11 protein-coding genes are annotated in these 12,114 nt (G+C 42.4%); 6 read left to right on the top strand and 5 right to left on the bottom strand.

What is annotated here, in order from left to right:
• Positions 1-13: 13 nt before the first annotated feature.
• Complete coding sequence (gene udk / locus P4S60_RS21150; protein WP_337117485.1) at positions 14-643, bottom strand: uridine kinase; 630 nt, start codon at positions 641-643, stop codon at positions 14-16.
• A gap of 191 nt (positions 644-834) precedes the next feature.
• Here udk and P4S60_RS21145 point away from each other — a divergent pair, with 191 nt between their 5' ends.
• From P4S60_RS21145 to P4S60_RS21130, 4 genes are all read left to right on the top strand, one after another.
• On the top strand, positions 835-2,064 hold the full coding sequence (locus P4S60_RS21145; RefSeq protein WP_337117484.1) for a phosphopentomutase: 1,230 nt from the start codon (positions 835-837) through the stop codon (positions 2,062-2,064).
• Positions 2,064-2,765 carry a purine-nucleoside phosphorylase gene (deoD, locus tag P4S60_RS21140; RefSeq protein ID WP_036972525.1) on the top strand — a complete coding sequence of 234 codons (702 nt, stop codon included), beginning with the start codon at positions 2,064-2,066 and terminating at the stop codon, positions 2,763-2,765. The genes P4S60_RS21145 and deoD overlap by 1 nt, the downstream gene beginning before the upstream one ends.
• Before the next feature lie 211 nt (positions 2,766-2,976).
• Positions 2,977-3,717, top strand: a complete 741-nt coding sequence (locus tag P4S60_RS21135) for a ferredoxin--NADP reductase (RefSeq protein WP_239964320.1) — start codon at positions 2,977-2,979, stop codon at positions 3,715-3,717.
• A 71-nt stretch (positions 3,718-3,788) separates the two neighbouring features.
• Complete coding sequence (locus tag P4S60_RS21130; RefSeq protein ID WP_337117483.1) at positions 3,789-4,598, top strand: nuclear transport factor 2 family protein; 810 nt, start codon at positions 3,789-3,791, stop codon at positions 4,596-4,598.
• Positions 4,599-5,034: 436 nt separating this feature from the next.
• Here the strand turns inward: P4S60_RS21130 and P4S60_RS21125 are convergent, their stop codons facing one another.
• The 3 genes from P4S60_RS21125 to P4S60_RS21115 form a co-directional block, all read right to left on the bottom strand.
• The gene (locus P4S60_RS21125) at positions 5,035-6,246 is read right to left on the bottom strand and encodes a type II toxin-antitoxin system HipA family toxin (RefSeq protein ID WP_337117540.1); all 1,212 of its coding nucleotides are present in this window, start codon (positions 6,244-6,246) and stop codon (positions 5,035-5,037) included.
• Positions 6,236-6,535 carry a helix-turn-helix transcriptional regulator gene (locus P4S60_RS21120; RefSeq protein WP_337117482.1) on the bottom strand — a complete coding sequence of 100 codons (300 nt, stop codon included), beginning with the start codon at positions 6,533-6,535 and terminating at the stop codon, positions 6,236-6,238. The genes P4S60_RS21125 and P4S60_RS21120 overlap by 11 nt, the downstream gene beginning before the upstream one ends.
• Positions 6,536-6,787: 252 nt before the next feature.
• Entirely contained in the window at positions 6,788-7,678 is an 891-nt protein-coding gene (locus tag P4S60_RS21115; RefSeq protein ID WP_063703939.1) for a tetratricopeptide repeat protein, read from the bottom strand.
• 269 nt (positions 7,679-7,947) lie between these two features.
• On the opposite strand from P4S60_RS21115, the gene P4S60_RS21110 reads away from it, so the two are divergent.
• Positions 7,948-9,321: a GAF domain-containing sensor histidine kinase gene (locus P4S60_RS21110; protein WP_337117481.1), complete on the top strand. Its 1,374-nt coding sequence runs from the start codon at positions 7,948-7,950 to the stop codon at positions 9,319-9,321.
• Positions 9,322-9,384: 63 nt separating this feature from the next.
• Here P4S60_RS21110 and P4S60_RS21105 read toward each other — a convergent pair whose 3' ends face one another.
• Positions 9,385-9,642, bottom strand: coding sequence for a hypothetical protein (locus P4S60_RS21105; RefSeq protein WP_063703943.1), 258 nt, complete (start codon positions 9,640-9,642; stop codon positions 9,385-9,387).
• Between the two features lie 264 nt (positions 9,643-9,906).
• On the opposite strand from P4S60_RS21105, the gene katG reads away from it, so the two are divergent.
• Positions 9,907-12,084: a catalase/peroxidase HPI gene (gene katG / locus P4S60_RS21100; protein WP_337117480.1), complete on the top strand. Its 2,178-nt coding sequence runs from the start codon at positions 9,907-9,909 to the stop codon at positions 12,082-12,084.
• Positions 12,085-12,114 lie beyond the last annotated feature (30 nt).

The raw sequence follows: 12,114 nt of genomic DNA, 5'->3' as shown, positions 1-12,114 counted from the left end.
CTGTTTCCCGTTGTTATTGTTGCAGTAAATATTTTATTTTACTTTTAATTATATCAATGGCAACGCGATTCATACCGCCGCGTGTGACTACGAGATCAGCTTTGTGCTTTGATGGCTCAATAAACTGATAAAACATAGGTCGCACTGTCGCTTGATATTGATCAACAACGGACTGTAATGTTCTGCCACGCTGCTCCATATCTCGTTGCATACGGCGCATAAGGCAGATATCTAACGGTGTATCAATGAACACCTTAATATCAAATTCTTTTCGAAGTGCCGGATCACTCAATAGCAAAATACCTTCAACGATAAGTACTTTTGCAGGTGCCACTCGACGCGATTCATCGGCGCGGGTATGCATTGCATAGTCATAAGTTGGTACGTCTACTGATTTTCCAGCGCGTAACTGAAGTAAGTGCTCATGCAAAAGCTCATGCTCGAAAGCATCAGGATGGTCGTAATTGGTTTGCGTTCGATGGTCAAACGGCAAATGCGACTGGTCTTTGTAATAAGCATCTTCTTCGATCACTGCGATCGCGCCCGGTTCAAGCTCATTGACTAATTCGTTATAAATTGTCTTGCTAAAAAGAGACTTGCCCGACGCAGATGCGCCAGCAATAGCTATAATTGTTCGTGTCACTAAAGTTCTCGCCCACACAGAAGGAAACATTGTTAGGTAGATCACAATAGCAAAAAAGACACGATTAATCTCTTTTGCTTCGCTTAGAGATGCAAATTTATAATGTTTCTGTTTTATGAAACAGGACTTATGTCCTGTACCAAAAATTCGAAGAGCATATAAAGTATTCACATATTGATAACGAGGTACCCATGGCAAGAGCACTCATCTTAATGGCAGATAGCCTAGGAATTGGCGCAGCACCTGACGCAGAACAGTTTGGTGATGTAGGCGCAAATACCTTTGCTCATTTACTTAAAGCCTATGCAGAAGAAACAGGTGAGCAGTTATCGCTACCTAATCTTACCCGTTTAGGTTTAGCTGATGCATGCGAAGCCGCAGGTAAAGAACCTTGTTTAGTCAGTGACCGACAAGCACCTATTGGCGCATGGGGTTACGCTAAAGAGTTATCAAGTGGTAAAGACACGCCTTCAGGGCACTGGGAAATGGCCGGTGTACCTGTGTTATTTGATTGGGGCTACTTCCCAAATACACAGCCGTGTTTTCCACAAGAATTTGTTGACGAGCTAATTGCTCGCGCAGGTATTCCTGGCATTTTAGGTAACTGTTATGCCTCAGGAACAACCATTTTAGAACAACTAGGTGAAGAACATATGCAAACCGGTATGCCGATTTGCTACACCTCTGTTGATAGCGTGTTTCAAATAGCCGCGCACGAAGAATCATTTGGACTGGAGAAACTTTATCAGGTTTGCGAAATCGCACGGGCGCTACTTGATGAAATGAACATAGGAAGAGTGATTGCGCGGCCATTTTTGGGTTCGAGCCGTGACGATTTTGCCCGTACAGGTAATCGTCGAGACTATTCGGTGCTGCCACCGTCACCAACCTTGCTTGATAAATTATCGCAAGACGGCGGTGAAGTGATCAGTATTGGTAAAATTGCCGATATCTATGCGCACCAAGGCATCACCCAAAAACACAAAGCGCCAGGGCTAATGAACTTGCTTGAGAAAACCTCAGAAGTAATCGCAAGCGCACCTGACCATAGTTTGATTTTTACGAACTTAGTTGATTTTGATGAAAAGTACGGTCATCGCCGTAATGCAGTTGGCTATGCTAAAGCATTAAAAGAGTTTGATGATTATCTACCGACCATCTTAAATCAGCTAAATAGTGATGATGTGTTAATTATCACGGCCGATCACGGATGTGATCCAACAGCAGCAGGCACTGACCATACACGTGAATACGTGCCAGTACTTGCTTACCAACCGGGAATGACAAACACCCCGCTTGGCGAACGAGCTAGTTTTGCAGACATAGGTCAAACCCTTGCCCAGTGGTTTAATCTTCCTGCACTTGAATACGGTGATAGCTTCAAAGATAAGCTATTAGCGAACAAAAAAGGAAACCAATAATGAGTACTCCTCATATCAGCGCCAATGTAGGCGAATTTGCAGAAACGGTATTAATGCCGGGTGATCCGCTTCGCGCTCAATACATTGCTGAAAACTTTTTAGATGACGCAAAACAAGTAACAGGCGTTCGTAATATGTATGGTTTTACCGGTACCTACAAAGGTAAACCAGTGAGTATTATGGGCTCTGGAATGGGTATTCCATCAATGTCAATTTATGCCCGTGAATTGATCGTTAGTTACGGCGTTAAAAATCTAATCCGTATTGGTACCTGTGGCGGTATTGGTAGCGATATCAAAATCCGTGACGTTATCTTTGCACAAGGTGCAAGCACAGATTCAAACGTAAACCGTGCGCGCGTTCGTGGTTACGACTTTGCCGCAATTGCTGATTTTGGTTTATTACTAAACGGCGTAAATGCAGCAAAAGAATTAGGCATTGAAGCGAAGGTAGGTAATGTATTTACAACAGATACATTCTACCAAGCAGATAACACATTCTATCAAGAATTAGACAAGCTAGGCGTACTTGCTGTTGATATGGAAACAGCTGGCATGTACGGCGTAGCCGCTGAATATGGCGCTAAAGCGATGGCACTATTTACAGTTAGTGACCACGTAATCACTGGTGAAGCGACACCAAGTGAAGAGCGTCAAAGCACCTTTAACGAAATGGTTAAAATTGCTTTAGAATCAATTTAAATAAGTTCCTTGGTAACGTATTCACTGAAATTTGGAAACACGCCCAAAGTGAAGTGAGACTAACCTCAAAGCCGCATTTATGCGGCTTTTTTTATGGCTACTTATTTACCTCGCGTAAAATCCTGCCCGCATCTCGCATCCGCCTCTTAAAACTTGAAAATTCAAGCAATTGTTGCCACCTTTAATAGAGGAACAACAATTGAGGATGTGTATGTCTAATTGGGTTGAAGCTAAGGTAAAAGACGTTAAATGGTGGACCGACTCATTATTTAGCTTAATCGTTAATGCTGATGTCGAACCATTCACGGCGGGGCAGTTTACAAAGCTTGCAATGCAAGTGGGTGATAAACGTGTCGCACGTGCATATTCTTATGTGAATGCGCCGAATAATCCCGATCTCGAGTTTTATCTTATCAATGTGAAAGACGGGCAACTTTCTCAACAACTTGCGCAATTAAAGCCGGGTGACTCAGTGACTATAGAGCGCCGCGCGACTGGCTTTTTTACTCTTGATGAAGTACCAAGCAGTGAGCAGCTTTATATGCTGAGTACAGGTACTGCGCTTGGGCCTTTTATATCAATATTAGAGCAGGGCGAAGTGTGGCAAAAGTTTGAGCATGTTCATTTAGTGCATGGAGTTCGTCTTAATGAGGACTTAAGCTATCAAGAGCGTATTAAAGCGCTACAGCAGCAGTACCCAAATCTTTACTATTCGCCTGTAGTCAGCCGAGAGTCAGCCACAATCGGTTTTAATGGCCGGATCACAGACGTAATTAAAGACCATCGTTTATTTGATGTAATTGGGCGCCCGACTGTACCTGATACCGCACAATTTATGATTTGCGGTAACCCACAAATGGTAAAAGATACCACGGCTATTTTGTTAGAGCTTGGTTTTAGCCGCAACAGACGCCGCGAACCTGGGCAGATCACAGTAGAGCAATATTGGTAAAAAACTATGCCAAACAGCTAGAATTTGCTACCTTAGCGCCTCAAATCAGGAATGATGCATTTAGGAAAAGTATGAAACCGTTATTTTTTGCAATCAGTTTATTATTCTCTTGGCAATCAATTGCAAGTGACGAAAACACCGAACAAACCGAGCCTCAAACGAGCAATGAACAAAAAGCCGAAAAGAAGGACGTACCAAGCTTAGAGTTTATTGAAGAAAAGCCAGCAACAGAGCAAAAATCAGCGGCGGAAGCTGAAAAAACCACAGCAGAAGAAAAAGCGAAAGCTGAAGAAGCAGCTAAAACAACGACTGATACCACAATAAGCAGTGATGAGCAAAAAGCCACTGCCGAAGCGTTAAAAGCGGTTGCAGAAGTCGATGACAGTAAAGTACTCGGTACACAAACCCCAGCACCTGCTGAGCAACCAAAAACAGTTGCCGAAAAACAGCAAGCCGTTGCAGAAGCAGAAAAAGCCGTTAGCCAAGCCAAAGAAGCACTAACAGCAAAGCAGCAAGAAAAAGCGCGCCAGTCACGTGAATCAATGGCAGTGATTGAACAAGTTATCGGCGCGTACAACGCTCGCAACATTGATGCTTTTATTAAGATGTATGATGAAAACGTTGAGTTTTATACATTCCCGAATGAGCTTATGTTCACTGGCAAAGAAAAGCTTATTGCACGATACGGTATCATGTTCAAAAAGCTAAAGTGCATTAAGTCATCGCCAATTAAACGCATCGTACTTGGCAATATCGTGATTGATCATGAACTCTCTGAAACTTGTACACAAGACCCAAAAGTCGTCGACAAGCGCTCAGAGTTCGTCACCAGCTACAAAATAGAGAATGGCAAAATAACCAAAGTGTTATTCTTCCGATAGAAAAAAGAGCAGCCCAGCTGCTCTTTTTTTATGGGTGAAAGTTAGCGAGAGTAAAGTTAGCGAGAGTAAAGTTAGCGAGAGTAAAGTTAGCGAGAGTAAAGTTAGCGAGTTTCAAGGTACGAGATACGAGGTGGAAGCGATTTTACATCGCGTCCTAGAACCCAAAGCCTAGCGCCTAATGTTTCCCCCGTAGGACTGGCTTTAGCCGAGAATTGTCTTAAGTTAGCGAGTGACAAGGGGAAAGGTGCGAGTAACGAGATGCGAGATATGATGTAACAGCGATTTTACATCGCGTCCTAGCTCAACGTTGGCGTGAAACTTGTTTCGCGCGTCTGACCGCTGAAGGCTGAAAGCTGAACGCTCCTAAACGTTGGTTGTTGCTTCGCTCGTCCCAACGAACTAGTCGGCCTGAAAATAGTTTTGCACTATTACTCTTCTACACTTCATTTATTTCAGGAATTACACCTTTTAAACGAGTGATATCTTCATCACTAACGTCTGCAAAATGTTTAAAGTGAGTCGGCCAATCTTTGCAATATTTTTCAATCTCTTTGATGATGTTTTTTGCTGCAGAATTTGCTAATCCAAATCGCTTAGCCTGAGATAAAAAATTGCTTTTACTTGCATTACGACCATCATCGCCAAAGCCAAGACCATGTTGTTTTGAGTTGTTGATTGGAGTGATGTCATAGGCTGGACTTAATCGCCAATTTTTTTGTGAAAATGAATATAGGAATGCATGATTGCGAGTGTGATCATCTGTATTACCAATATACGCATTGAACACCATTCGCTTAAACAACTCTTCAGCATCACCTGCATTTTGCATTGTTTGATGCCTTATAAATTCAGCTAATTGACCATATGAGTAGTCACTTGAAAGATCACTCATAGCAACTTTGGGTTTTTGAAGTAAGCTATTCGCACTTAAAAAGTGGTGTGTTGGTAACCCATTACTAACATCAAACCGCTCAACAAGTAGCACATCACCGGTATGTGTTTTATGAATAAAGGTAGGAGCCGTTCGAATACCAAGCTGTTCCGCCATTTTCATTGCAGCATGTTCAGCTCTGACTAGATTGAATAAATCATCTTGGCGATTGAATTTTGCTAAGTAGAGTTTGTTGTCAATTTGTATAGAGGTCTTTGGTCTAGCTCCCCCCATGCTTTGGCCAAACTCAAATGCTTTCTTAGCTTCATCTGAAATTGTTTTATTCGCCAGCAAGTCATCTTTAGCTTGGTCTAGCAAGGCTAAATCAGACAAGGTGTTTTTGTTAGTTTTATGTTTTGAGGCACTTCGCGAGAGACTAAAAACAAGAGCTCCTACGCCATACCCAGACCCAGCTAATAAAAATTCTAACTCGTTTTTGGGTTTTGTAGTATGAAGCGAAAGAATTAACTTACGGCCCCACGAGTCAGCTCCTGCATCACTCAATACGCCAAACACACCTCTGTTCGCGCTGTAACTGAAAATCCCCGATTTTAATGGCAGATGTACTGGATCTAGAGCAAAGGCATCGCTTCGGGCTAAATAGCTCTTACCATAGTTGAACTCACCGCGACCTGATTGATTATCTAATTTAAAGTAACCACAAATAACGGGTTTTTCTTCTAAACCATCTATAAAGACATAGCACTCAGAAGTCATCATTAATTACCTGTGGTGAATTTCGTTTGCGTTGGCGCGCATTGTAGCCACCTACGTCTGCAGCTAATTCATTTATTTCGTCAAGCAGTGCTCCTTGTAAGTTAAGTACAACCAGCGCTTCAAAAAGAATGTCACTTTTCACAACATCACCTTGCTCCAACTTTTGTACAGTTGAACGTGATACCCCAATCATTTTCGCAAATGTACTTTGCGTATAATGAAGTGTTCGGTGCTGGCGTATCAAATCGCCCAGCTTTTGTGCCATTTTCGCTGCCTGTTCAGAACGCATATTGATCACTTTTAAAGTCATTAGGTGTTTAATGATTAGTTTAGCGGTATTTGATGTTTTTGCAATAGAGGGGGATTAAGTTAGCAAGAGTAAAGTTAGCAAGAGTAAAGTTAGCAAGAGTAAAGTTAGCGAGTTACAAGGGGAAAGGTGCGATTAACGAGATGCGAGGTAGCAGCGATTTTACATCGCGTCCTAGAGCCTAAATCCTAGCTCCAATGACGCGGGATAAACCCGCTGCTACATGGGGTTCGACTAAACCGTTTCATTTAACAACGAATTAAAGCTGTCGTTGTCGTGTAGGCTGGCAAACGCGCTCTCGTGTAATAGCTCGTTACGCAAGTTAGGAGAATACTCAAGGGCCATGCGAATATCAGCCATAGCATCGGCGTGTTTGTGCAGTAACGCATACGCACAAGCACGTTGCCAGTATGCATAGCCGTAATCGCTATCGATTTCTAATGCTTGATTACAAAGTGCAATAGCTTCTGTGGTTTGATTCTTCTCAAGTAATGCATCGGCTTTGTAGGCAATGGCTTCTACATCTTCTGGCTTACGTTTTAAGATCTCATCAAAAATTTCAATCTTATTGGCAACATCGCTTTCTAAATTGGCACGCATCCATAAAGAGTGAACCTCATTCGTAATCGAGATCTTTTTCTGATTCGTTAAGATCTCTTCAGATCGCTCACGTAGTTTTTCTTCTAGTACTTTTAAGCGCTCTTCGTATTCTTTGGTGATTGCACTCACGCGTGTATTAACAATGTCTTCTACTTTGTTTTTAACATCACGCAGTGAATTCCAGCCAACTAAAACTAAAATTGAAGCGGTAATGGTAATAATAAAAAACACATTATTAATGGTGTCGGTTGTATAAGTTAATGCGCGGTCGGCAGTATCAAGTTGTGTGTGAGCAACTTGTTTGGTCACATCTTCACGCAGTTTCTGTTGGTCTTGGCGCACTGCTTTTAATTCATCAAGAATATAACGCTCTAACAATGGCTTATACATAGGTTCTTGAAGTTTATCGAGTGCTTGCTGTTGCTCTGCTTCATTCAGTGCAGGGCGGTTTTCAGGTTCATTTTGAGCTGCTGCAAATGTGCTAAAGCTCATTAAAAAAGTGATTAAAATTAAGGTATAACGCATGATCTTTTCATTTTTAGTGAGTTCTAGAGTAACTGTAACATGCGTGAGCACTGTGGACTAGGCAAAAAAACCAGCTCGGGGGAGAGCTGGCTAAACTGCTTAAACAACATAAAGTCGTAAGGGGTATCAACAGGAGTTAGGTACAATATACCCCTGTTTATCTGAACAACTACTTAATACTAAATGAGTTTTTAAAAACTTATATTCGTTCTGTCAGAATCACAATGTTCGTCTAGACTTAAGGAGTCGTAAAACTAAAAGGTGAGAGTATGCGCCAACAACTAGTCCAACTGCTGTATGGAGTATCAATTTCTTCCGATCTTGATAGTGGCAATGTTGAATTAGCTGAACGCTTAATTCTAAATGCTGTTCTTGATGGCCTTGAAATTGGCCGAGCTGGGATCTGGCTTTTAAATGCCGAAAACACGGCGATTGAGTGTCGTTTGTTACTTGATAGAGAAAACGGCAAAGAAATTCAAATGTTAGTGCTCCCTCGTGATGCATACCCAGCCTATTTTAAAGCGCTCGACACCCAGCGTACGATTACCGCAGTAGACGCACATACCGACCCTGCTACCTTTGAATTTAGCGAAAGTTATTTAACCCCTCTTAATATCGGTGCAATGCTTGATGCACCAATTCGCTATAAAGGAAAAATGATCGGGATTTTTTGCTGTGAACATATAGGTGGCACACGGCATTGGACAGAAGATGAATGTTCATTTATTGGTGCATTGGCAGATCTTTATGGTAGAGCCCTGTCTGCACAAGAGAATGAACGTATCAATGCTGAACTTGAACGCGCCAATCAGCATCTAGAGCAACGTGTAGCTGAACGTACGCGTACACTTGAAAAAACCTTATCAGAACTCACCGCGATGCAAGAAAAACTCATAGAAGCCGAGAAAATGGCTTCACTGGGTAATCTTGTTGCGGGCATTGCACATGAAGTCAACACGCCTATTGGCATTGCAGTAACCGCGAATAGTTCGGCAAAAGATAAGCTAAACACGCTTAATAAACACATAGATTCAAATACCTTAACAAAAACGGCCTTACTCGAAGGTATGAATCACTTAAACGAGTGCATCAAAATATCATTTACAAACCTTGAGCGGGCTGCAAAACTGATTAGCGACTTTAAGCAAACCGCAGTTGATCAGTCATCTCTTAATTTACTAGATACCAATATTAAAGATTATCTTGAAAATATATTGCACAGTCTTATGCCGCTAACGCGAAGCCATAGTGTCGTAGTAAACATTGACTGCGTCGAGGACTTTTCGCTGATCACCGTACCAGGGGCGCTCAGCCAAATAATTCTAAACTTAGTTAATAACAGCTGCGTGCATGGCTTTATTGGCCGAGAGCAAAACCGCATAGATATTGCTGTGAGCATAGATAATAACAATGACAGCTACACTATCACCTACAAAGATAATGGCCATGGCATGACTGAAGATGTGATGTACAAGGTGTTTGAGCCATTTTTTACTACCAAACGAGGGAGTGGCGGCAGTGGGTTGGGTATGTCGATCGTTTATAACCTTGCAACGCAAGCGCTGCAAGGTGAAGTGAGCATCGATAGTAAACCTGATGACGGTGTTACTGTCACCTTCAAACTACCTATGAAACTCGCATAACTAATTAATTTTTAAACAAGTTGCAGGCTAAATAATCTGGTGACTGGGTAATAAAATTAAAAATTAATCAGTTTGCTTGGCAAGACAAGAAATATCTGAGCATTTGTTGTCTTTGCAAAACTGTTTTATGCGTTTTTTAGAATATAAATAATTAATGCTTAAAGGTGTGATTAACAACGCCAGCCAAAACAATACTGAGCTTCTAAAGGTTAGCCCCACAAGCGAAGCCACTACCAACCCCGTTAACATCAAAATAGGTAAATTGGCGATAAAAAAGTTAATGCTTAGTTGTCTAGCAACATCAGGATTAATAGTTTTCATAAGGGCTACTCGCTGTTAAAAAATACCCTTATAAAATGGACGGTTTTACAAAATGAATCAAATCAGATTTTTCTATCGGTGCAATCGATTTAAAACCATGATCCAGATCTAGCTTTATTTATATACAACTCCTATAGTTTTAAACAACAGGAACTTATTTGCTATTAGTTATTCATAACTATTAGAAAATCTCTCTTTATGACGAAAGGGATAAAAGCGACTTTTTAGCATTTCGTCATATTTTTAGCTTATGAGGAGCATATAATGAGTAATGGAAAAACGGGCCAGTGCCCGGTAATGCATGGTAGTAACACTGTCACCGCTCAATCAAATACCGACTGGTGGCCAAACGCACTCAATTTCGACATTCTTCATCAACACGACAGCAAAACGAATCCTTACGGCAATGACTTTAATTACGCAGAAGCATTCAAATCTCTTGACCTTGAAGCCGTTAAAACCGATTTAAAAAACCTAATGACCGAAAGCCAAGAATGGTGGCCTGCTGACTGGGGCCATTACGGTGGTTTAATGATCCGTATGGCGTGGCACTCAGCAGGTTCATACCGTTTAGAAGATGGCCGCGGTGGCGGTGGTACGGGTAACCAACGTTTTGCGCCACTAAACTCATGGCCAGATAACGCTAATTTAGATAAAGCACGCCGTTTACTTTGGCCAATTAAAAAGAAATACGGTAATAAACTTTCTTGGGCTGATTTAATGATCTTAGCCGGTAATATGGCTTACGAATCAATGGGTTTAAAAACCTTTGGCTTTGCCGGTGGCCGCGAAGATATTTGGCATCCAGAGAAAGACGTATACTGGGGCGCTGAAAAAGAGTGGTTAGCACCAAGTGATGAGCGCTATACAAATGTAGCCAAACCAGACACCATGGAAAACCCATTAGCAGCGGTACAAATGGGCTTAATTTATGTGAACCCAGAAGGGGTGAATGGTAATCCTGATCCGCTTAAAACGGCTGAACAAGTTCGCGAAACCTTTGCCCGTATGGCAATGGATGACGAAGAAACTGCAGCACTTACTGTGGGCGGCCACACTGTGGGTAAAACCCATGGTAATGGTAGCGAAGAAAACGTTGGCCCTGAGCCAGAAGCGGCTGATGTGTTTGAACAAGGCCTTGGCTGGAATAACCACAACTCACGTGGTATTGGTCGCGATACCATGACGTCTGGCATCGAAGGCGCATGGACAACCCACCCAACTAAGTGGGATAACGGCTATTGCTACTTGCTGCTTAATTACGAATGGGAGCTTAAGAAGAGCCCAGCAGGTGCGTGGCAGTGGGAACCAATCGATATTAAAGAAGAAGACAAGCCAGTTGATGTAGAAGATCCATCAATTCGTTTAAATCCTATTATGACCGACGCCGATATGGCGATGAAGATGGACCCAACCTATCGTAAGATTATCGAACGTTTTAACGATGATTTTGAATACTTTAGTGATGTGTTTGCACGTGCATGGTTCAAACTAACACACCGTGACCTAGGTCCTAAATCACGTTATTTAGGTGCCGATGTACCAAGCGAAGATCTGATCTGGCAAGATCCGATCCCAGCGGTGGATTACACCTTATCAGACAGCGAAATTAGCGAGCTTAAAACCAAGCTACTTAACTGTGGTGTAAGTCAAGCAGACTTAATCGCAACAGCATGGGATAGCGCCCGTACTTACCGTGGTTCAGACCATCGCGGTGGTGCAAATGGTGCACGTATTCGCCTAGCACCGCAAAAAGATTGGGAAGGTAACGAGCCTGAGCGTTTAGCTAAAGTATTAAGCGCACTTGAATCAGTACAAGCGGGTTTAAGCAAACCAGTAAGCCTCGCTGATTTAATTGTACTAGGTGGCTCTGCTGCTGTTGAACAAGCCGCAAAAGCAGCGGGTGTTGACGTCACCGTGCCATTTGCACCGGGTCGTGGTGATGCCACAGACGAGATGACAGATGCAGACTCGTTCGACGTACTTGAGCCAATTCACGATGGTTTCCGTAACTGGTTGAAGAAAGACTACGTGGTTTCAGCAGAAGAGCTAATGTTAGAGCGTACGCAATTAATGGGCTTAACAGCACCAGAAATGACCGCTCTTGTTGGTGGTATGCGTGTACTTGGCACTAACCACGGCGGCTCTAAGCATGGCGTGTTTACAGATAATGTAGGCACACTTAGCACAGACTTTTTCGTAAACCTAACTGACATGGCTTACACATGGAAGCCAACAAGCAATGGCCTTTACGATATTGTTGAGCGCAGCACAGGTGCAACTAAATGGACAGCAACACGCGTTGATTTAGTGTTTGGTTCAAACTCAATCTTACGCTCATACGCAGAGTTTTACGCACAAGACGACAACAACGAACGTTTTGTAAAAGACTTTGTCGACGCATGGGTGAAAGTAATGAACGCCGACCGTTTCGATATTTAACTTAAAATTCCGTTAAGTACAAAGGCCACA

It is taken from the genome of Pseudoalteromonas sp. Hal040 (genome assembly GCF_037162425.1).
In the GTDB taxonomy this organism is placed as follows: Bacteria; Pseudomonadota; Gammaproteobacteria; order Enterobacterales; family Alteromonadaceae; genus Pseudoalteromonas; species Pseudoalteromonas gelatinilytica.
Note: the sequence above shows the minus strand (reverse complement) of the source record. Positions and strands in the feature narration are given on the sequence as shown.